This is a genomic window from Natrinema sp. DC36, from assembly GCF_020405225.1.
In the GTDB taxonomy this organism is placed as follows: Archaea; Halobacteriota; Halobacteria; order Halobacteriales; family Natrialbaceae; genus Natrinema.
In genome coordinates, this window is sequence record NZ_CP084472.1 from 1,695,400 (window position 1) to 1,716,755 (window position 21,356).

21 protein-coding genes are annotated in these 21,356 nt (G+C 66.6%); 12 read left to right on the forward strand and 9 right to left on the reverse strand.

Going from position 1 to position 21,356, the window contains the following annotated elements; genetic code table 11:
- Positions 1-113 precede the first annotated feature (113 nt).
- Entirely contained in the window at positions 114-1,127 is a 1,014-nt protein-coding gene (locus LDH74_RS09005; RefSeq protein WP_226042167.1) for a zinc-binding dehydrogenase, read from the reverse strand.
- A 105-nt stretch (positions 1,128-1,232) separates the two neighbouring features.
- On the opposite strand from LDH74_RS09005, the gene LDH74_RS09010 reads away from it, so the two are divergent.
- Together LDH74_RS09010 and LDH74_RS09015 are read left to right on the forward strand one after the other, a co-directional pair.
- Complete coding sequence (locus LDH74_RS09010; protein ID WP_226042168.1) at positions 1,233-1,607, forward strand: 2Fe-2S iron-sulfur cluster-binding protein; 375 nt, start codon at positions 1,233-1,235, stop codon at positions 1,605-1,607.
- Between the two features lie 112 nt (positions 1,608-1,719).
- The gene (locus LDH74_RS09015; protein ID WP_226042169.1) at positions 1,720-2,169 is read left to right on the forward strand and encodes a DUF393 domain-containing protein; all 450 of its coding nucleotides are present in this window, start codon (positions 1,720-1,722) and stop codon (positions 2,167-2,169) included.
- 28 nt (positions 2,170-2,197) lie between these two features.
- Here LDH74_RS09015 and LDH74_RS09020 read toward each other — a convergent pair whose 3' ends face one another.
- Positions 2,198-3,463: a Dyp-type peroxidase gene (locus LDH74_RS09020; RefSeq protein ID WP_226042170.1), complete on the reverse strand. Its 1,266-nt coding sequence runs from the start codon at positions 3,461-3,463 to the stop codon at positions 2,198-2,200.
- A 169-nt stretch (positions 3,464-3,632) separates the two neighbouring features.
- Between LDH74_RS09020 and dps the strand changes: the two genes are divergently transcribed.
- The 4 genes from dps (at position 3,633) to LDH74_RS09040 (ending at position 7,402) form a co-directional block, all read left to right on the forward strand.
- Entirely contained in the window at positions 3,633-4,289 is a 657-nt protein-coding gene (gene dps, locus LDH74_RS09025; RefSeq protein ID WP_226042171.1) for a DNA protection during starvation protein, read from the forward strand.
- Positions 4,290-4,463: 174 nt separating this feature from the next.
- Positions 4,464-4,910 (forward strand): SRPBCC domain-containing protein, encoded by a 447-nt coding sequence (locus LDH74_RS09030; protein ID WP_226042172.1) that lies wholly within the window; start codon positions 4,464-4,466, stop codon positions 4,908-4,910.
- Between the two features lie 108 nt (positions 4,911-5,018).
- Entirely contained in the window at positions 5,019-6,539 is a 1,521-nt protein-coding gene (locus tag LDH74_RS09035) for an HTTM domain-containing protein (protein ID WP_226042173.1), read from the forward strand.
- Positions 6,540-6,745: 206 nt separating this feature from the next.
- A complete protein-coding gene (locus LDH74_RS09040) occupies positions 6,746-7,402 on the forward strand; it encodes a DUF6735 family protein (RefSeq protein WP_226042174.1) in 657 nt (218 codons plus the stop codon).
- 1 nt (position 7,403) lies between these two features.
- On the opposite strand, the gene LDH74_RS09045 is transcribed toward LDH74_RS09040, so the two are convergent.
- Complete coding sequence (locus LDH74_RS09045) at positions 7,404-9,179, reverse strand: DNA mismatch repair protein (RefSeq protein WP_226042175.1); 1,776 nt, start codon at positions 9,177-9,179, stop codon at positions 7,404-7,406.
- Positions 9,180-9,815: 636 nt separating this feature from the next.
- Here LDH74_RS09045 and purF point away from each other — a divergent pair.
- Both purF and LDH74_RS09055 read left to right on the forward strand, forming a co-directional pair.
- Positions 9,816-11,288: an amidophosphoribosyltransferase gene (gene purF / locus LDH74_RS09050; RefSeq protein ID WP_226042515.1), complete on the forward strand. Its 1,473-nt coding sequence runs from the start codon at positions 9,816-9,818 to the stop codon at positions 11,286-11,288.
- 346 nt (positions 11,289-11,634) lie between these two features.
- Positions 11,635-11,793, forward strand: a complete 159-nt coding sequence (locus LDH74_RS09055; protein ID WP_345778554.1) for a universal stress protein — start codon at positions 11,635-11,637, stop codon at positions 11,791-11,793.
- 37 nt (positions 11,794-11,830) lie between these two features.
- On the opposite strand, the gene LDH74_RS09060 is transcribed toward LDH74_RS09055, so the two are convergent.
- The 4 genes from LDH74_RS09060 to LDH74_RS09075 form a co-directional block, all read right to left on the reverse strand.
- Positions 11,831-13,084 (reverse strand): TRC40/GET3/ArsA family transport-energizing ATPase, encoded by a 1,254-nt coding sequence (locus LDH74_RS09060; RefSeq protein WP_226042176.1) that lies wholly within the window; start codon positions 13,082-13,084, stop codon positions 11,831-11,833.
- Between the two features lie 72 nt (positions 13,085-13,156).
- A complete protein-coding gene (locus tag LDH74_RS09065) occupies positions 13,157-14,578 on the reverse strand; it encodes a glycosyltransferase family 2 protein (RefSeq protein ID WP_226042177.1) in 1,422 nt (473 codons plus the stop codon).
- A 54-nt stretch (positions 14,579-14,632) separates the two neighbouring features.
- Positions 14,633-15,733 (reverse strand): pyridoxal phosphate-dependent aminotransferase, encoded by a 1,101-nt coding sequence (locus LDH74_RS09070; protein ID WP_226042178.1) that lies wholly within the window; start codon positions 15,731-15,733, stop codon positions 14,633-14,635.
- A 67-nt stretch (positions 15,734-15,800) separates the two neighbouring features.
- Positions 15,801-17,225: a S8 family serine peptidase gene (locus LDH74_RS09075; protein WP_226042179.1), complete on the reverse strand. Its 1,425-nt coding sequence runs from the start codon at positions 17,223-17,225 to the stop codon at positions 15,801-15,803.
- 129 nt (positions 17,226-17,354) lie between these two features.
- On the opposite strand from LDH74_RS09075, the gene LDH74_RS09080 reads away from it, so the two are divergent.
- On the forward strand, positions 17,355-17,879 hold the full coding sequence (locus LDH74_RS09080) for a CinA family protein (protein WP_226042180.1): 525 nt from the start codon (positions 17,355-17,357) through the stop codon (positions 17,877-17,879).
- Positions 17,880-18,085: 206 nt separating this feature from the next.
- Complete coding sequence (locus tag LDH74_RS09085; RefSeq protein WP_226042181.1) at positions 18,086-18,571, forward strand: metal-dependent hydrolase; 486 nt, start codon at positions 18,086-18,088, stop codon at positions 18,569-18,571.
- Between the two features lie 175 nt (positions 18,572-18,746).
- On the opposite strand, the gene LDH74_RS09090 is transcribed toward LDH74_RS09085, so the two are convergent.
- Positions 18,747-18,944 carry a hypothetical protein gene (locus LDH74_RS09090; protein ID WP_226042182.1) on the reverse strand — a complete coding sequence of 66 codons (198 nt, stop codon included), beginning with the start codon at positions 18,942-18,944 and terminating at the stop codon, positions 18,747-18,749.
- Positions 18,945-19,203: 259 nt separating this feature from the next.
- Entirely contained in the window at positions 19,204-20,196 is a 993-nt protein-coding gene (locus tag LDH74_RS09095; protein ID WP_226042183.1) for a hypothetical protein, read from the reverse strand.
- Positions 20,197-20,334: 138 nt separating this feature from the next.
- On the opposite strand from LDH74_RS09095, the gene LDH74_RS09100 reads away from it, so the two are divergent.
- Together LDH74_RS09100 and LDH74_RS09105 are read left to right on the forward strand one after the other, a co-directional pair.
- Positions 20,335-20,622, forward strand: a complete 288-nt coding sequence (locus tag LDH74_RS09100) for a DUF5789 family protein (protein ID WP_226042184.1) — start codon at positions 20,335-20,337, stop codon at positions 20,620-20,622.
- A 4-nt stretch (positions 20,623-20,626) separates the two neighbouring features.
- On the forward strand, positions 20,627-21,322 hold the full coding sequence (locus tag LDH74_RS09105) for a CPBP family intramembrane glutamic endopeptidase (RefSeq protein WP_226042185.1): 696 nt from the start codon (positions 20,627-20,629) through the stop codon (positions 21,320-21,322).
- The last annotated feature ends 34 nt before the right edge of the window (positions 21,323-21,356 follow it).

Here is a 21,356-nt window from a genome sequence, read left to right on the forward strand (position 1 = left end):
CACCTGCGGTGCTTGCATCGTCCGCGTTCGTCCAGCGCGGAAGCCCCTTTCATTCCCACCCAGCGGTGGAATGCACGGGTTTCTGAGAAACGTTCGAGATCGCGGATGCTGATCTACGGTTCGACGACGAGCTTGCCGACGCTCTCGCGATCTTGCATCGCCGCGAAGGCGTCGTCGGTGTCCTCGAGCGCATACGTCCGATCGATTTCGGGCTGCAGTCGGCCGTCGGCGGCGAGTTCGACGAGCCGCCGGAGGTCGTCCTGGGTCCCCATCGTGGAGCCGACGATGCGCTTGTGGCCGAGAAAGAGGCTCGCCACGTCGATCGTAGATTCGCCGCCAGCCGTGCGGCCACAGATCGCCATCGTCCCACCCCGTCGCATGACGGACTGGCCGAGTCCGGTGAACTCGCCGCCGAGGTGGTTGATGACCGCGTCCGGCGCGCCGATCGCCTCGACCTCGTCCCGGATCTCCTCGATATCCGCCGATCGAATTCCGTGATCGAGTCCCAGATCGCGGACTCGCTCGAGTTTCGCTGTCGACGAGGAGGTCCCGATCGTCTCGGCACCGAAAATATCCGCGAGCTGGATCGCGGCGACCCCGACGCCGCCGGTCGCGCCGGGGACGAAGACGAGGTCGGCGGGACCGACATTAGTTCGCCGGAGCATGTGATAGGCGGTCATGTACGCCGTCGGAATCGCTGCGGCCGTCGTCACGTCCACGCTTTCGGGCAACGGAACGAGCCGGTCCGCCTGCACGCTGGCGGTCTCGGCGAGGCCGCCGTGGAACAACGAGAACCGTTCGCACATGTTCTCGGGTCCCTCGCGGCAGAATCGACAGGAGCCACAGGTCTCGTTCGGACAGAGAACGACCCGCTCGCCGGGCTCGAGGCCGCGAACGCTGTCCCCGACTTCGGTCACGACGCCGGCTACGTCGAGCCCGGTGACGAACGGGAGATCGTCGGCGTCGACCATCGCCGAATCCCCCTCGAGGATCCAGAGATCGTGACGGTTTATCGCGCAGGCCTCGACGTCCACTAGCGCCTCGTCGGGGCGGGGTTCGGGGTCGTCTCGTTCGATCACGCTCACTCCCTCGGGGCCGATCAAGTCGGTGAAGGCTGCGGCTCGCATCGATTCCCCAGTCGGTCTCGAGGGCAAAGGCCCTAGGGAAGGCGGCACCGCGCCTTGCGGTCCGCCGGCCGCAGGCATTTTTCCCGGCCGGCTGTACGCGTTCCCGTGACAGCCCCCACGACGTGGGATGTCGAACTTCGCGTGCCCGAAGACGCCGATCTGGATGCCGCCGGCGAGTCCCGAACGATCGAGGTCCACGAGGACCAGGCGATCCTCGCGGCGGCCCGCGCTGCGGATCTCTGGCTGTCGGCAGACTGCCAGCAGGGCTGGTGTATCACCTGCGGCGCGAAACTCCTCGAGGGCGAGGTCGATCACAGCCAGGCCAAGCGGTACTATCCGGAGGACGAGGCGGCCGGATTCGTCCTCACCTGCGTCGCGCGTCCCCGCTCGGATTGCGTCATCGAAGTCGAGCGCTACGGCGAGTTGCTCAGACACCGCGCCGATCACGACAGACCGCCGGGCCGGTCGAAACTCGGCTGAGGGCACTCGAGTTTCGTCGGGGGCTCGAGCCGCTGCGGGCGATCGAACCGCGAGGAGACGGGCCGGAAACTGCCCGCCGAACGTTTTCCGCTCTGTCGCCGTAGACACTCCCATGACGAAGCCGACGACACCGCAGTTCACCGGCGTTCTGCTATACGACGGCGACTGTCCGTTCTGTTCGGCGGCCTCGACCGCGATGCGCCAACTCGAGGCCGTCGGCGTCGTTCCGTGGGAGGTGCCGGCCGCACAGGCGTTCCTCGAGGCGCAGTTCGGGGAAACGCCGTTCGCGCTGTTCTTCGCGGATCTCGAGGCCGAGACTGTCTGGGCGGGCCGGGCCGCTGCGACCGAGTTGTGTGAGCGAGCCGGGATGCCGGTGCTCGTCCGGGATATCGTGGACGAGAACTACGAGCGGTTCGCGGACGCCGTCCGGTTCGTCTCCGGAACCGACCGCGAGATCGATCCCTACCACGACGCGTATCCGCTAGCCGACGACGCCGCGGCGCTGTTTGATGAGCTCGCGGCCAGCGGCAGTCGAACGCACGTCCCGACCGGGTCGGGCTGATTCTTCGAGGGACGGTTGTCGCGTCGCCTTACTCCGCCGAGGGGTTCGGCGCGGGCAGGGACCGACGTTCCCGCGGCGGGACGAGGTAGTTCGCTCTGTTCGTGACGCTGATGTACTGGAGAATACCGCTGTTGAACATCGGGGTATCGAGATCGGTTCCGGTCATCGCTTCGCGGGTCTTCACGAAATCGTCGATCGAGCGCTGGAGCGAGAGGAAGTGGGTGGCCGCCGTGTCGTCGTCGGTCGAGTCGAAGTCGCGCCGGAGGATGATCGGTTCGCCGTCCTCGCGGGCGCGAGCGGCCTTCTGGGCGTGGCCGACAGTTCCATTGCCGGTCGACGCCGGGTCACCGCCGACCTCGGTCACGCGACTCGAGTCGCCGAGATTGTGGCCGGCCCCCTCGACGAGATCCTCCGCGTTGTGGTTCGGCGAGAACATCTTGGAGACCCGCTGACCGCGGCTGTCCTGTTCGTACCACTGGTGGAGGTGAAGCTGAATCTTCGAGAGGTGGATCGTCGTTCCGCCCGCGAACGGGCCCTCGTCGATTGTCACGCGGTCCTCGCTCGCTTGATTCTCCCTGAAGCCGGATTTGAACCCCATGAACATCGGTGCGTCTTCCGGAACGGGATCGCTGTCGGGGATGCCGTGGACGCCGGACTGATTGTCGGCCGGGAGGCCGCGACCGATGAACCCGGTTCTGCGGTCGCTCACCTCGAAGATTCCGTCGAACGTTTCCTCGACCTCGATCCCGTTGAGTTCGTCGAGTTCACCTTTGAGAGCCTCCTCGACGCTCAGGGTGACGTGACCGTAGTCGCTGGCCACCTGGAGCAAGGCGTCGTACTCGTCGAGTTCCGGATCGTCGAACGGCGTCAGTGATGTCGGCTCGGGGAGGTCGACCCCCGAGAGGTCGGCGTCGAAGCGGTCGAAGTAGGCTGGGCCGTAGCCCATCGTGAACACCAGTCCCTCGTTGCCGCGCTTGTACGCTCCCTCGAGCGTTCGGAACGCCGCCTCGAGTCGCTCGCGTTCGGCTGTCGCGTCGGCGGGACCGTCGCCGACGTACTCGAGGCCGAGCAGGAGGTGGTGTTCGGGCGGCCGAACGTTTCCGTCGTCGTCCGTCCCGAGGAACTCGTTCCACGCGTGCTGGCGATCCGGGAGCTCATCCGGGGCGAGCGCGGCCTGGGGAACGTCCTCGGCCTCCTCGCGCTGGAGGCAGGCTGACAGCGCGCTCGCACCGCCGATTGCGACGGCGCTGCGGACGAACGCGCGACGCGAGAGTCCGCGATCCGAACCGTTCATACACGACCCTCAGGGGTTGGCGACTAAGGATATTGCGGTCACACCGGTCGGACACGATGAGATCGGTCGACCGAACCGCCCGAGAGAGACGGACGGCGGCGCTGCTCGGATCGGGACGGCAGTCGCAAGCAAAGATTGATGCGTCGAGTTCTGGGAGTTCTTTGGTGCGATGTCCGACGAGAAACCACACGCGGCAGGGAACGTCGATGCGGGGGACACGAGCGAGCGCGTCGGAATGGCCGTGCTCCGCGAGCGCGGGCTCGAGCCCGCAGAACTACGCGAGAAACTGCTGGACGCGATCGGTGCCGAGTTCACCACGTACTACTACTACACGAACCTCCGAATGCACCTCGCTGGGCACGAGGACTACAAGGAGATCACCGAGGACGCCCGCCTCGAGGACCGGGCGCACTTCGAACTCGTCGCGCCGCGAGTGTACGAACTCGGCGGCGCGCTACCCAACGACATTCGGGAGTTCGCGGATCGCGCGTCCTGTCCGGACGCGGAGATGCCGGTGCCCTACGAAACCGAGGGGTTCGACCTCGAGAACCTGACCGCCGAGAGCATCCTCGAAGTGCTGCTCGAGGCCGAGCGCTGTGCGATCCGAACGTGGTCGGAGATCTGCGACATGACCCACGGCGTCGACCCGCGGACCTACGACATGGCCCAGCGCATCCTGCAGGAGGAGATCGAACACGAGGCGTGGTTCGTCGAACTTCTCTCGATGGAACGGGACGGCGAAACGAACCCGGCGGGTCACTTCGTCCGGGGCGAACCCGGCGACGCGCCGCTCTCGACGAACCGGCGGTTCAACAACAGCGCGTAACCTCGAACCAGCCGATCGACTCGTCACGCGCCCGCGATTCGAGGCCGATCGAGGGCCGAATCGACCGCTCTCGCGGTCGATACCGCGTATCCTTCCTCGTTTCGGAGCCGTAACCGAAGTCACCGGCGGACGGGTGACCGGTACAGCCATTCCCATGTGTGTCCTACGATACCTATGAACGTAGTCGAAGTGTTCGTCGAAATCGACGCGCCGCCCGATGTCGTCTGGGAGGCGCTGCTCGAGTTCGAATACTATCCGGAGTGGAACCCGGTCAGTCGAACCGTCGAGGGAATCGCGATCGACGGGACGGAGCGACGGGGCCGGTACCCGCCCGTCGATTCCCGTCGGTTCCTCGATGGACCGATGATCGTCACCGTCGAGCCGTACAGACGGCTCGCCTGGCTCGATCGGTTCGTTCTCCCGTTCGCGCTCGATCGCTACCACGAGTTCCACCTCGTGTCGATCGACGACGGGCGGCGGACGCGATTGCTACAGCGAGAGACGGTCAGAGGTGCGCTCGTCCCGCTACTGTTCGACGAGGGCCGGGTCGAACGCGCGTTCGTCGCGATGAACGAGTCGGTCGCGACCCGTGCCGAACGACGGGCGAGTCCGCCGGCGTAACCGGAATGGATCCTCCCGTGGGGGCGGTTCGCTCGCGTTTTCGAGCGCCGTGGAGGAGAAAATACTTATATTCCGCTTGACAATCCGGGGTCGATCCGACTGCTCCGCATGACTGGCGCTCGATCGACACTCACGACGGCCGACGGCGAGTCGACGACGCTCGCGTCGCTTCGCGCGTTCGGTCGGTCGCGACTCGGGATCGATCCCCGCGCACTGGCTGCGTTCCGGATCGGACTGGGACTCGTCGTCCTCTGCGATCTCCTCTTCCTCCGCGTTCCGGGGCTGGTACCGTTCTACACCGACGCGGGGGTCCTCCCCCGGTCCGCCCTCGCGGAGGCGTCTCCGACGCTCGCGACGTGGTCCCTGCACGCCCTTTCCGGTTCGGTGTGGCTACAGGCCCTACTGGTCGCGATCGCGGGCGGTGCCGCCGCGTGCCTTCTGGTCGGCTACCGGCACCGACTCGCGGCGCTCGTCTCGGCGCTCCTCCTCGCGTCGCTGTTCGCCCGCAATCCGTACCTCGTCAACGGCGGCGATACGATCCTCCTCTCCCTGCTCGTCCTCGCGGCGACGCTCCCGCTCGAGCGGCGCTGGTCGCTTCGTCCGCGTCGCCTCGCGGACAAACGTTCCGATTCCATCGACTCGCGAGACGGCCCGCGGGTCGTCTCGGCGGCAACTGCGACCGTTCTCCTCCACGTCGCGGTGATCTACCTGCTCAACGCCGTCCTCAAGTTCCGGAGCGACGCATGGATGAGCGGCACGGCGGTCAGGCGCATCTTCCAGCTTCAGGACTTCGTCTTCCTGCTCGGCCCGACCGCGGCGGAGTATCCGGCGCTACTCACTGCGGCCAACTGGCTCTGGATCGCCGTCCTGTCGACGTCGCCGCTGCTCGTGCTCGCGACCGGCCGGCTCCGGATCGCGACCGTCGGTGCGTTCGTGGGCGCGCACCTCGGGATGGCGGCGACGATGCGCCTGGGTGCCTTTCCGTTCGTGATGATCGCCGCCCTGCTATTGTTCCTCCCGCCGCAGTTCTGGGATCCCATCGACGAGTTCGTGTCGCAGACCGCGTCGAGACGCCGTCTCGAGGCGCTCGCGACGCCACGGGACGAAAGCGGAACCGGTCCACGGGCTCTCCCGGGCGCGCCACGGATCCGGCGCGGGGTTCGTCTCGGGACGACGGTACTGTTCGCCTGCGTTTTCCTCTCCGTGGTGAGCTGGCAGGTGACCGCGGCCGGCCTCGTCGATACCGGACCAACCCCGGGCGGCGAGGAACTGGGTGGTGCGAGCTGGGCCTTCTTCGCACCCGATCCGCCGGACGAGTACAGCTGGTACGTCGTCGAGGCCGAGCGCGAATCGGGTGCCCCGATCGATCTCGTCGACGGCGAAACGGTCGATTTCGACCGCCCGCCGGACGCCATGGATCGGTATCCGTCGGCGCTCTGGAAGCGCTACGGAACGAAGCTGCGCGGCGGCGGTGGAGACGCTCACCTCGATCCCGCGGCGGCGTACTTCTGTGACCGCGCCCCCGACGACGTCGAGTCGGTGACCATCTACCGCGTCGATCAGTCGGTCGACGCGGACGGCCCGGTCGGCGAACCGGTTCCCCGCCAGCGGATTTCGGTGTCCTGCTGAGGTGTCCAACGGGCCGTCCACCTCTCACGGTCCCGCCGAATGGACAGGAGAGAGGAGGGACGTATCTCCCGGAGCCACCGACCTCGAGAACGCGGACGTCCGCAGGTTCAAGTACGGACGGGCGGCCAGAGCCGCCGTGACCCGTCACACAGTTCCCCGCTCGGGCCTCGAGCGGACCGACTCGACCCACTCAGACAGGGTGGACGATGGGGCATAGGGCCCTCGTCGCCTACCGGCGACCGGATCGGCTCTACGACCTGCGGTACAGCCACTGGGGCGGCGAGACGCTGTCGCTGGCCGGCGAGATCACGTCCGCAACGCCGCTGGCCGACGGCTCGGTCGCGGGGCCCCTGGTGGCGGATTCGATTAGCCGCGATCGAATCCTGACGGATCATCTCGATCCCTGTGTCCACGAGGCGCTGTATCTGGTCGATCCGGCGGCCGACTACGCGGTCGACGCCTATCGGGTCTGCTGGCTCGAGTGGGGCGACGGCCGCGACGGCGGTCGAGGCGCGATCGTCGAAGCCGATTCCGACGTCGCAGATTCGGTCAGGCAATGGTTTCGAGCGACGAAGACCGCACTGGCCGACGTCATCGAGATGGGGGCGCTCTCGCGGCGAGCAGCGCAGGCCTACCTCGAGGCCCGGGTCTGCGAGGAGTACGACGGAACGCTCTACACCTACGGCGAGCCGATCGACACCGAACCCGGAACCGGGTACGAGCCCACGCCGGACCGCTGGCTCGAGGACGAAAACCGCCTCGATGACGAGACCCGTCTCGAGGATCGAACCAACCGCGAAGAAGGGACAGATAACGGTGACGGGAGCGGATGCGGGGACAGGAGCGGGGGTGGGCCGTCGTAACTCACTCGTCGGCGGTCCAGCGAGCGTCCGCGAGCGTCCGCTGGACGACCTCGTTGCCGACGGCCTCGGCCAGCGTCTCGAACCCGGAGCGTTCGCCCCGGTCGCTCGCGTTCGCGACGAGTCGCGAGACGATGAACTCCGGCGTCGAGCGGCCCACCGTGCCGAAGCGGGGCTGGTAATCGACGAGCAACTCGAGGTCGGGGTTCAGCCCCTCCGCGAAGATGCCGTCGACCCGCGCTTGTGGGGGGAGCGGCTCGAGGTCGTCCGCGAGATGGGTGACGAAGACGCCCAGCGCCTCGCGGTCGACGGAGAGCGTGACCAGTCCGTGGAGCAGGTCCGCCGCGCTGCCCGGCTCCGTGATCGCCTCGAACTCGTCGACCAGCATGAGGGTGCGGCCGCCCGACGAGAGCGGGGGGACGATCGACCGCAGCGTGGACTCGAGGACGCCGGCGTTGAAACTCGCGTGCCGGCGGTGGAAGACCAGCGAGTCGACGGGCGTCACCTCGGCTCGATCCGCGGGAACCGGTAGCCCCATCGTCGCTAGCAGGACGATCTGACACAGCGTCTCGAGCAGGGTCGTCTTACCGCCGCTGTTCGCACCCGTCAGGACGGCGACGCGCTGTTCGCCGGGGACCGCGTTCACACCGTCCGGAACGCTCGTGATACCGTGTTCGCCGAGCCCGTAGGTGACCGGTTGGACCGACTCGTCGTCTCGTGCGGCGAGCGTGAGATTGCGTGCGTTGACCACGGAGACGGCCGCGTCTTCGCCCGTTACGAAGACAGGGCGAGTGCAATCGTACTCGAGCGCGAAGCGGGCCAGCGAGAGGTGCAAGGCGATGTCGTCGACCGCTTCGACCGCCTGATCGACGGCATCGCGGGCGTCTCCGAGCGTTTCCCGGAGGTCGCTCGCGACGGTTTCCTCCCGCTCGTCGACAGCCGCCGTGAGGTCGGTCCGCAGCGTTCGCAACGTGTCTCCGACGAAATCGGTCGCGTCCGCCGCGTCGGTCGGCATCGCGTCCCGAACCCGGTCGATCGTCACGTCGGTCTCGCTCAACAGGCGGTCCTCGAACGACTGGCGAAAGCCCTCGACGTCGTGCACCCCTTCCGAGCGAAGGTCCTCGATCAGCGCGAGGGCGTCGGCGTCCATGTCCTCGACCGCACCCAGCGCGTCTCGGAGGCGATCGAGTTCTTCGTCGGCTCCCTCGCGGACTCGGCCGCCGTCTAACGCCGCCAGCGCTTCGGCGGCCGCCGCGAGCCGGTCGCGCTCGAGGTCGGCGATCGCGGCGAACGGCCCCGAATCGACGCCGGCCGCGAGCAACGCGAGCGCGGCCTCGACGGCCGCGTGCTCGCTCCCGGCGCGCTCGTCGTAGCGTTCGTAGGCCGCGAGCACGGCCTCGCGGTCGTCGTTGGCGAGGTCAGCCCAAGCGTCCCTGGCCGCAAGTACGTCGTCGAGGCGGTCGTCCATCGCCGCCCGGCTATTGAGTGGCGTCAGCACGCGAATCCTGTCCGCCGCGCGCTGTGTGACGGCGTGGTCGACCGCGAGATCCAGCAGCTCCTTGTAAGCCGATCGTGCGTCGCCAGTCGCCAGAATGTCCATTCCCGCGCCGCCGATCGCCTGGCGCAGGATCCGCGTCGCTCGTCCGCGGGCGAGTCCGGCGTCGGCAAGTGCCCGCACGTCTCCGCTTTCGATCGCCTGGATCGCCCGCTCGTGACCCAGCTCCTCGATCAACGTCTCCCGCGTCTTCGGGCCGACCCCCCAGTACTCCTCGAGTCGCATACGCTGTGAACTCGGGGCGACTCTCTTGAACGCTGTGTCTCGAGGTACCGCGAGCGACGGCTCGCGGAACGCTCGGCGTGATGCCCGCGGACCGGGCGGCTCGCGTAGATGGGCTGTTCGATCCCGGTACCGGAGGGGCCGGCGGGCGGCCACGAACGCGGGGTCCACGGTCGGGCGCTACCGACTGCCGCTCTCTCACGGCTGGTGGCCGGTATGAGGGTCCGCGGGTTCGAGTGCGCGCGGTTCTCGCTCCTCGAGTCATTCCGCACCTGGGATCGATGAGCGTCGTGACGGCCTGCGCTTCGCAGCCTGCTCCATGGCGTCGGTCCGGAGCGGACCGCCGATGCAGTCGCGAGAACTGTTCACGTTCGTGGGACTCGTCGTCGTGCAGCCGTCGTGAGTCAGTTCGACCGGCCGGAAACGGCGTCGATGGGAACGGAACGAGATTGCCATCGAACGGTGGCGATCGTGGTGTGGATGTCCCGTCACGCAGTTTCTCGACGGATATGCACGAACGTGGTCATAATTCAGCTAGATGGGGAGTCGAAGGAGCACAAACACGGGGATTTTTATCGGCTCGATGCCCTACTGACTCCCATGACTGATGGGCGGGGCGAAACTCCCCGGCGAACAGGAATGACCGAAAAGTGCGGCGTCGTCGGCGTCTCACTTGACGGTCGGGACGCGGCGCGACCGTTGTACTACGCGCTCTACGCGCTCCAGCATCGCGGGCAGGAGTCCGCGGGGATCGTCACCCACGACGGCTTTCAGCAGCACAGCCACGTCGAGATGGGGCTCGTGGGCGACGCGTTCGGCGAGGACGATCTCGACGCGCTCAACGGATCGGCGGGAATCGGGCACGTTCGGTATCCGACCGCCGGCTCGGTCGACTCCTCCTGTGCACAGCCCTTTTCCGTCTCGTTCAAGAGCGGTTCGCTGGGCCTCTCGCACAACGGCAACCTCGTCAACGCCGACGAGATCCGCGACGAACTCGCCGCCGTGGGCCACGCCTTCACCAGCGACGGCGACACCGAGGTCATCGCCCACGACCTCGCGCGCAACCTCCTCGAGGAGGACCTCGTCCGCGCCGTCAAGCGGACGATGGGGCGGATCCACGGCTCGTACTCGCTGACGATCACCCACGACGACACGGTCCTCGGCGTGCGCGATCCGCAGGGGAACCGCCCGCTCTGTATCGGAGAACTCGAGGACGGCTACATTCTGGCCTCCGAGTCGGCGGCCATCGACACCCTGGACGGGGAACTTGTCCGCGACGTTCGACCGGGCGAACTGGTCGTCCTGCAGGAAGACGGCGCAGGGTTCGACTCCTACCAGCTCGTCGAGCAGGACAACACCGCCCACTGCTTTTTCGAACACGTCTACTTCGCGCGCCCCGACAGCGTCATCGACGACACGCTCGTCTACGAGGCCCGCCGCAATCTCGGCCGCAAGCTCTGGGCGGAAAGCGGCGTCGAGACCGATGTGGTGATGCCGGTCCCCGACTCCGGGCGAGCGTTCGCCTCGGGCTACGCCGACGCCGCGAGCGAGACGACCGCCGACGGCGAGCCTCGAGCCGCGGACGACGACGGCGTCGAGTTCGCGGAGGGGCTGATGAAGAACCGCTACGTCGGCCGGACGTTCATCATGCCGACCCAGGACGAGCGCGAACGCGCGGTGCGGCTCAAGCTCAATCCGATCAAATCCACGATCGAGGGCAAGACCGTCACCGTCATCGACGACTCGATCGTCCGCGGGACAACCTCGACACAGCTCGTCCAGCTCCTCAAGGACTGCGGTGCCGAGGAAGTCCACGTCCGCATCGGCGCGCCGGCCATCGTCGCCCCCTGCTACATGGGCATCGACATGGCCACCCGCGAGGAGCTCATCGCAGCCGACAAATCGACCGCCGAAATCCGCGACGAGATCGACGCCGACAGCCTCGCCTACCTCTCGACCGACGCCGTCGCGGAGGTGCTCGAGAAGGACCGACTCGACCTCTGTCTGGGCTGCGTGACCGGCGAGTACCCCTACGACATCGAGGGCGAGGAGACCGACCGCGACGTGAGCCGCCCCGACGTGGGCGGGACGCAGTTGCCCGCGGACGACTAACGACCTTTTACGCTGCGGTCTATCACGAGCGAGGCGCGTCGCGCCTCGCTCGGATGTCCCTCGGTAAAAGGTCGATCAAAAGCACTCCTCCTTCCCCTCCAGCCGCGCGTTGCGCGGCTTCCGGGTCAGTCGTCGGCCCACTCGCGCCTTCGGCGCTCGCGGAAGTACCGGTGTTCTCAGCCCGCTAACCGCACAAGCCAGTCTTAGAACACTTCGGCGAACTCCGTTGGGAGCGTTCCGAGATCGATCTCCCAGGCGATCGGCAGCCAGCCGACCGCGACGAGCGTGATCAGGACGATTCCGATAGCGTTGCGTCCGATCCCGATCGGGCGATCCCGCGGACGCGATCCTCGAGGCAGCCGCGGAGTACGACAGCGACGCGATCGTCGTCGGCGTCGAAGGACGATCGCCCGTCGGCAAGGCGCTCTTCGGGAGCGGCGCCAAGTCCGTAATTCTCGAGAGCGATCGGCCGGTGACGGTCGTTTCGACCGATGAAGCTGAGTAACGTCGCTCGTCGACGACGATCGACGGCGCGGCGACGACTACCGCAGGCAGGCCGCCACGACCTCGAGCATGCCCTCGCCGCGGACCTCGTCGGCGAATAGCGGGACGCGTCGGACCTCGGTGCCGCGGAAGAGGTCCTGGGCCTCTGCCAGCGCGTTCTGCTGAACGTCCCAGCGGCGCTGACAGAACGCGCAGTCGTCGAGGTTCGGCTGGAGGAACTCACCGTCGACGTCGTCGGTGACGTTCGAGAGCGGTTCCATCACCCGGTTGACGACCACGGTTCCGACGGGGATCTCGAACTCCCGGAGTTGCTGGCGCAGGCGCTTCGACTCGAGGACGCTCATCTCCTCGGGGACCATAACGATCCGGAAGTCCGTCCGCGCGGGATCGCGCAGGGCGGCCCGCAGGCGCTCGATGCGTTCGCGTAACACGTCCAGGTCCTCGAGATCGTCCTCGTCGGTGTCCTCGCTCCCGCCGAACATCCCCTTGACGCCGTCGATCATCCCGCCGATCTGCTGGCGGAATTTGACGAGCCGGCCCATCATCGTGTCCATGATCTCGGGCAACTGGAGCAGTCGGAGGGTGTGGCCCGTCGGTGCCGTGTCGACGATCACGCGCTCGAAGCGCTCGTCGTCCATGTACTCGAGCAGGAGTTGCATCGCGGCGGCCTCGTCCGCTCCGGGCATCGCGCCGCCGAAGAGGGCGTCCATTGGCGACTCGCCGCCGAGCATCTCGCCGAGGCCGCCGAGCGGACCGCCGTCGCCGCCAGCGCCACCGGGGAACGGGGAGCCGCCAGCCTCATCGCCGCCGAAGGGCGATCCCTCGTCGGATCCAGGCCCGGGTCCCGAATTCGCGTCCGTGCCCGCGCTCGAGCCCCCGAAGGGAGTCTCGCCCTCCTCGAGCGCGGCCTCGGGATCGATCTCGGCCGCGTAGAGGGGGATGTCGTCGCGAATCCGTCCGGGGTCGGCCGGAATGTCCGTCTCGAACGTGTCCGAGAGCGAGTGGGCCGGGTCGGTCGAAACGACCAGCGTCCGGGTGCCGCCGCGGGCGCTGTCGAGCGCCGTCGCGGCTGCCATCGTCGTCTTTCCGACGCCGCCTTTACCGCCGTAGAGGACGTACTCGGGGCCGTCGATCGGCTCGTCCGACGGCTCGACGTCGATGGTCTCGCGTTCCGCCGGCTCCGCGTCGTCGACCGAGTCCGTCGGCGTCACCTCGATGGTGTGTGCGTCGTCGTTGTTCCCCTCCCTCGCCTCGTCTTCCTCGTCGACCGGTTCGACGTCGATGCCACTCATACGGCTCGGTTCCCCGTCCCAACACGAGTATTCGTCGGTCTCGACTCCCGATCGGTGGCACTTCTGCCACGCTCACTCCGTCAGCGTTCCCGAAACCGACGACTCGTTGCCGGTGACGGCGTCGCGGAGCGCCAGCGCGAGCGGTACGGCCCACAGCGTCGCGTACAGTGCGTGCGCGAAGGGGTTCGAGAGCAGCGAGTATCGTATCCGTACCCAGCGGCTCTCGAAGGGCACGGCGTGCCAGGCCGCGCGATAGGAACGGACGCTGTAGTACGCCCAGACGACCGCGTTGCAGGCGACGAGAGCCGCGAGGAGCGGGGAGAGGGAGAGCCACCCGGCCACGGTCGCCAGTGCGACCACCAGTCCGACCGGGATTCCGACGACGTTCGTGACCGCGAGCAGGTGCGTCAGACCGGTTCCGGTCACGAGCCGGAGTCGATCGAACGCGGACCAGTTCGGCGCTCGAAGGCGTCGGTACGGCTCGAAGACCTGCCGTCGCTTCTCGCGGACCCACTCGTCGATACCGGTCGGACAGCGGTTCCGGACGTACCGGTTCAGGACACCGAGCGTATACCCTCGCCGGAACGCCGCCGCGTCGAGCGGCATCGATCCGGTCGCGCCATCGCGCCGCCAGCGCTCGAGGTCGGCCAGCACGTCGGCCGGCAGGAAGTATCCCTCGTCGAGCAGTCGGTACGGTCCGGTGTTCGAGTTCGCAAACAGCAGGTCCGAGCGAATCGCGCTGCCCGTAGACTCGAGCAGCGGAAGGAGTCCGTCGTCGACGTTCCCCGCGGTTCGTTTCGCCTGCACGATATCGTACTCCTCGAGGCCGGCGACGGCGAGTTCGAACGTGTCGACGGGGAGCCGCGTGCCCGAGTTGACCACGGTGACGATATCGTCGTCATCGACTGAGAGCGTCGCGAACGCCTCGGCCATCGTGGCTGCGCCGACTCGACAGCTGCCGCGGTCGGTCCGCGTCCGGTCGTCGGTTGTCCGATCGGCCGCACGCACTGCGTCGTCGATCTCGACTACTTCGACTGTCACACCGCTCGCCTGGCCTGACTCGATGGCACCGGTTAGCTCGGCCACGGCGGGTTCGCCGGGCCCGATGATCACGGAGACGGAAACGCGGCCGGCGGGATAGCTCTGTCCCGCGATCGACGCGAGCGTCTCCTCGAGCGCCTCATTCCGGGTACCGGAGACGGGCACGAGAACGTGAATTCGCCGCTGCGTGGTCGCTGGCAGCCGACAGTCGGGCCCGGGACCGTCCTCGACAGGTGGTGGCGGCTCCGTCGCGAGGCACAGATCGCCGGCTGTCCGCATCTGCTGTGGGCCCGTCGCGGAGTCGGCCCTCGATTCCTCGAGCACTCGACCGAGCGTCCGTTCGTCGACCGCGTTGAGCGGTCGACGGGCGAACAGCCCTACGAGCCCACAGCTGACGACGAAATAGCCGATCTGGCTCGCGACGAACGCGACGACGACGGCCTCGAGCAACATGACTCACCGGCCCGACGGTCTAGCCGCGTATTTGTATTGTGGCCGGATCGCGTCTCACTCGAAGTACGCCGCTAACCGCTCGGCCGCCTCCTCGACGCGCGACGTGACGAGTGCGAATCGCAGCCACTCCGTCCGCGACTCGCCGAAGGCCTCGCCAGGCATGCCGGCCACGCCGGCCTCGTCGATCAGTCGCTCGACGTTCGCGATCGTACCCGGATAGTCCTCGAAGCGAGCCATCACGTAGAACGACCCCCTCGGCGTGGTGTACTCCGCGCCCGCAGCTTCGAGCGCGTCGGTAAACGTTTCGACGCGCCCGCGGAGCCGCTCTCGGTTGCGCTCGTAGTAGTCCGGTCCCGTCTCGCGCAGCGCCTGCAGGACAGCGAACTGGCCGGGGCGGGTCGTGGCGACGTTAACCAGCATGTGTCGGCTCTTCGCGTTCGCGACGAGTTCCGGCGGGAAGATCGCATAGCCGACCCGGGCCCCGGTGATCGCCATCGATTTCGAAAACGCGTTGGTGACGATCCGGTGGGCCGAATCGGTCTCGAGCGCGCTCGCGAACGCCCCCGAGAGGTCGTAGTGGTCGTACACCTCGTCGCTGATCAGGACGGCGTCGTACGTTTCGGCGATGGCGACGAGTTCCCGCATCGTCTCCGCGGGATAGACAGCACCCGTCGGGTTGTTCGGCGTATTGACCACGATCGCGGCCGTCTCATCGTTCGCGGCCGTGCGGATATCGTCCGAATCCAGTTGCCCCTTCTCGTCCGTCGCGACGAAGCGCTGCGTTCCGCCGAGCATCGTCGTCTTTCCCGGATAGTAGGGATAGACTGGGTCTGTCAGGAGGATTTCGTCGCCGCGCTCGCGCTCGAGGGCCCGTGCCATCGCGAGATAGTTCGCCTCGCCCGCGCCGTTGGTGACGACGATCTGATCGGCATCGACGCCGCGGCGTGCCGCGATCTCCTCGCGCAACTCGAGCAGCCCCTCGCTGGGCGGGTACTGAAACCGGTCCGGCTCGAGGTCGGCGTACTCGCGAAGCCCCTCCCGAAGCGCCTCGGGCGGCTCCCAGTCGGGGTTCCCGCTCACCATGTCGATGACGTCGCGCTCCGCGGCGTCCGCGTACTCCATCACGCGGAAGAACAGCGGCGTCTCGTAGTTCATGCGCGACGGTATAGCGTCGGCTGCAGTCAGTGTGGCGATTCACTCTGCCCGATCCGTATCGTCGCCTTCAGAGACGATCCGAGATCCGCTCGATCGCGGCGGGTGCATCGATACGGCCGGCACCGAGCCCGTCGGTGTTGTCTCCCGAGAGTTCGACCGCACCCTGCGTGATCGCCTGCCGGACGCGCCGCGGGTGTAGGTCGGGCGCGAGTTCGCGGAGCAAACAGGCGAGTCCGGCGACCTGCGGTGCCGCCATCGACGTGCCGGGTTTGTACAGATACCGCTCGCCGTAAATCGATTCCGGGACCGTCGAGAGGACGTAGTTCGTCGGATGCGGGTACGCGACCGCGTCGGGATCGGTCGTCCGTGTTTTCGCTCGCGTCTCGTAGCCGCCGCCGGGCGCAGCGACGTCGACCGCCCCGTTACCGTAGTTCGAGTAGATGCTGCGTTTGTCGGTCGGGCCGGTCGCCGCGACGGTGACTGTTCCGGGGGTCTCGGCGGGGAGCACGTAGTCGGATTCACGGTCGACGTTGACCCCTCTGTTGCCGGCGGCGGCCACGACCACGACCCCCTGTTGCATCGCGTGTTGCACGACGCGGCGAACCGCGGCGAACGCGCGGCTGTTGTTGGGTCGGATCCCGCGAATGCTCGCGTTGACCACGTCGACGCCGAGGTCGACGGCGTAGTCGATCGCGATGAGGATGTCCGCAAGCGTCCCGATAAGCTGGCTGTACGTGGTCTCACCGTACGAGTATACGGGGTCGAAAAACATCGTGCGAAGCGAGACGATCAACGCATCGGGGGCCATCCCGACGATCCCGAAGCTGTTGCGCGGTGCGGCGGCGATGCCGGCGACGTGGGAGCCGTGTCCATCGACGTCGGCGGCGACGGGCTGTGTGATCCGTTCGGTCGGCTTCAATACGAGTCCGGAGTTCGTGGCCGTCCGCACCTCGCCGGTTCCGGCGTGGACGTGTGCGTTTCGAACGAGTCGGCTCCGGTCGGCGTCGACCCGCGATGCGAGATCCGGATGGTTGAAACTGACTCCCGAGTCGATAATCGCGATCGTCGTTCCATCGCCGGTCGCCCGGTCGTGGGCCGCGTCCGCGCGGATGAGTCGCTTATCCCACTGTTTGTCGGACAACGGCTCGTCCCTGCGAACCACCTCGCCCTCGCTTTGTTCGATATCGTCGAAAACGTACGTCTCGTTCGTAACGGCGTCAGTGACGGCCGCCATCGACCGAAGCTCGTCGCGCTTCGCTTTCGGCCCTTGGACGATGAAAACCGCTCCGTCGGCCAGTTCGTGTCGTACTTCGAACCCGGCCCTCGAGAGTCGGGAGCGGAGCCCGGTCCCCCCACCGAGGACGATATAGACCTCGCGGTCGTCCGCCACAGTCCGGTCGCTCCCGCTAGCGGTTCCGACCGCGCCGATGATGCCACTTCCACCGATCCCTTTGATCACCGACCGCCTCGAAATGCTTTTGTACTCTTTCATGAACGTCTGCTCTGATATTTTTTCCACGAAACTAAAATAATTACGTACATTAATGGGATTTTATTTTTGTGAGTGGCTCGGATCGCTCACCCCGACGACTTGACAAGCCGTCGGTTCGTTACTCGAACCGTGAACGACGACATCGATCGCGACCTGCCGATGGACGTCGCCGACGCGCTCCGCGATCGCGAGGAGACGCTGGCGGTCGCCGAATCCTGCACCGGTGGACTGATCGGCGCGGCGATCACCGCCGTTCCGGGCGCGAGCGACTACTTCGACGCCGGGTTGACGACGTACGCCTACGGGGCCAAACGCCGCCACCTCGGGGTGAGTCGCGAAGCGCTGGACGAACACGGTGCCGTCTCCGAACACGTCGCCCGCGAGATGGCCCGGGGTATCCGGGATGTCGCGGACGTGACGTGGGGTCTCTCGACGACCGGTGTCGCCGGCCCGACCGGCGGCAGCGACGACAATCCGGTTGGCACCGTCTACATCGGCGTCTCCTACGCGGGTCCATGGGGCAGCGAGGAGTCGTACGCGACCGTCTCGCGATACGAATTCGACGGCGACCGCGCCGACGTTCGCGCCGAGACCGTCGACCGGGCGCTCGAGGACCTGCTCTCCGAACTCGAGGCGCGGGAAACAAGTCGCTGACCGTCACTGGACGCCCGGTCGAACGACGACCGTCCGATCGGTGTGCGATCCCTTCAGTCGGTCCGATCGGGAGCGCATAGCCCTCGATTCGACTCGGTGACACACTCGCCCGCACCTCGAATCAGTAACGAATCCGATACATGTCTGACATGGTGACAGTTTCGAAAGAAAAACTATTCCTTCCACGACTTCCCAGATGCGGATAGATGAACAAGAAGGGCCACGTGCTGAACGCCGTTCTGTTGAGCATCGGGGTGGGCTATCTGCTCGAACCGGTGGGGGATATGGAGACGTTCAGAACGATCGTGATGATCGGCGTGCCCGTGACGCTCGGAGCGCTCTTCCCGGACGTCGACACCGCCTTCGGCAAACACCGGAAGACGCTGCACAACCTGCCGATCCTGATCGGCTTCGTCGCCTTCCCGTACGTGTTCGGCAACCTCGAGTACGTCTGGATCGGCGTGTTGACCCATTACGTTCTCGATATCTCCGGGAGCAAGCGCGGGATCGCGCTGTTTTACCCGCTTTGGAAGGAGGAGTTCGGACTCCCGATCGGCGTCGCGGTCAGCAGTAAACGCGCGGATCTCATGATGGTAATCGTCACCGTCGGCGAACTGGCCCTCGCCGCCGCGCTCGTGTTCGAAGTCCCCCGGTGGGGCTTCGAGATGGGGCGACAGCTACTCGGTCTGTAGTCGACTGCCGGTTCTAGCGAGAAGTGTCCGAGTACCGACTCGTCATCCCATTACTTACCCGTCCGGCGGTCCGTCGAATACACGAATGCCAGCAGCAGATCGCCAGCGTCCACGGTCGGATTTCACCGATGGCCAGCCGCCCATTCGCTGTGACGAGTGCCGGTCTGCCCTTCGATCAGATCGGCAGCAGGCCGTTTCGTTTCTCCTCCTGGACCAGCTCACGATTCCCGTTCTCAGCTGTGACGACCACCTCGAGCGGTTCACCTCGATCTGTGGGCTCACCACCGAAGCGACGGCCGATCTCTTGCACCACCGACCGGCCGGTGGTATCACCTGTCCCGGCTGTCGCCTCGCACCGTCTAGTTCGACCCAACACATGATACCGGTCCAGGAGGGGATACTCGTCCCCATGGCATGCTCGGAACACCAGTCGAAAATCGTTCAGCGATTCCATACGGGACTCCAGACGAAACAACAGCTGTCAGTCAGCCTCGGCACGACTCCGAACGGCTCATTGTGAGCTACCAGTTTGTGATTACGGACGGCACGCCTACAGCGGTAGTACAGCTGAGAAGAATGACAGCCGAGAAAAACGAGCACCGCTCTCGTTCTGAACCGCTTTCGGCTGCTGACTACTGTCGGTTCGGCGTCCACTCATCGCAGGCGTCCATGTCGTCCATCGCCGTTTCGTGGCGGGCGCAGTAGGGGACCATCCCATCCGAGGAGCGGACGTACTCGAAGTGCGTGCAGTTCCCACAGTAGCGATCCGTCGGTTCGTTCGGCTGCTCGGTCGGCGACTCGACGATCTCCGCGTCGGTGCCGTCGCCCGACTCCAGCGGCGAGGAGATGTCCGAGGCAGCGGACCCGCCGTCGCTGGTCGCAGCGCCGACGGATCGGCGGGTAGGTGAGCCGGTTCCCCTTCCGCCGGACATCCCCGTTCGACCCGTCGACTGTCGCGACGCGGTCGTCCGCTCCGCTTGTCCGTCGGAGACCGTCGTCCGGCTCTGGTCGGCGTCGGCGTTGGTCTGCGTCTCCACGTCTCCGTCCGGCGTGCCGCCGAGGAATCCGATGCCCCCGAGACCGCCCGAGTCGCTCCCGTCGGACTCGATGACCGTCTTGTTGTGTCGGGTGACGTTCATCTGAAGGGCGCCGCCGGGATCGTTGCGCCGCTTGAACGTCGCGACGGCGGTGAACAGACACCAGACCGCGGTCAGGAGCCCGAGCAGGTAGACGACGCTCACCTCGAGCGTGAGCTGGTCACCGCCGTAGCGCCAGTGTTCGGGGTAGGCGTGCCAGAAGAGCGCGACGCCGAGCAGGCAGAGGCTCGCGCTGATCGCGGCGGCGGCCTGGACGCGGCGGCCGGCCGGTAAGACGACGAAGACGCCGACGAGGATGATCGGAACGCTGAGTCCGGCCAGAACGCCCGCAGCACGGACGGTCGCGAACTGGGCGGCCATCTCGCCCGAGAGCTCGACCGCGTAGCCGCCGACGAAGTCGGTCGTCGCCACGAGGACCGCAACGACGGCCAGCGCCGCGCCGAGCAACACGAATGCCGTTCCCGTGTACAGCCGGCGACTCGTCACCTCCGGTGCCGTCCCGTCGTAGACCTCCGTCAGGCTTGTCATACGCGGCCGTTCGGCTCCCCACCACAAAACGATACGTCAGACACATGTCTGTTTTTCTATGCGAACGGGGTCGAAGCCCGGCTCGAGCCGACCGGCGGAAGCGAAAGCTTGAATCGCCGCCCTCGCAAACGAACGCCCATGAGTGACGAGGACGAGGAGGCGGAGCCGGCAGTCTCACTCGGAGAGCCGACTCCCGTCGAGGGCGCGCCGCTCGCCCGCGTGAGTTCGCGACTGACCTGGCCGAAAGAGAAGAGCGAAGTCGACCGACTCGAGGGCGAGAGCGTGATCCGGACCCCCGACGGACCCCGCGAGCTCTCTACCGTGCTCGAGGACGTCGACGAGACGTACTTCCAGCGACACCAGGAGTTCGAAGCGAACGTCCGGAACGTGATCGGTACCGGACCGATTCCGACCGCGGACGAGTAATACCGTGGTGTCCGAGCCGGATCGGTACGACGGTCGCTGGCTCCGGAACCGATTGGAGCTCTCCTGGGTCCAGAAGTCGGTAGTGGCCGGAGCCGTGCTCACGCTGTTGTGGATGCGACTCGTTCCCAGCGGGCTGGATCAGCGAATCGTCGTCGACGGCGTGCTCCTGATCGGCGGACCGCTCGCGCTCGGACTGTCCCACGGGAACCGTCTCGGGTGGCGGATCGACCGCGTCGCCGTCCGAAATACGGTGTTGCTCGCGCTGTTCGTCCTCCCCTTCTACGTCGTCGGCTCGACGCTACCGACGATCCGGGCGTACTATCCGATCTGGGAGACGACGGCCGCACCGGCGGTGTTCATCCCGCACGCGATGAAACTGTTTCTCCTCGCGCTGGCCGCCGAGACCTACTATCGCGGCCTGCTCTGCGTCGGCGTCAAAGAAATCGGCATCAGCGCGGTGTTCATCAGCCCCGTCGTCTACATGCTTCACCACACCTCGAAGCCGCCGATCGAGTTCCTGCTGTCGGGGCCCACGGACGTCCTGTTCGGTGCGGTCGACTACAAATCCAATTCTATCCTCCCGTCCGTCGTTGCCCACGGCGGCGGGCTGATTCTCCTCGACTGGCTCGTCATCCACGACCCGTTGTTCGATCCGAATCGATTGATCCGATTCCTCGAGTGGGCCCCGATTCCGCTCTAGTCGCCACGGAGCCGCCGCGGGATCGACACGGACG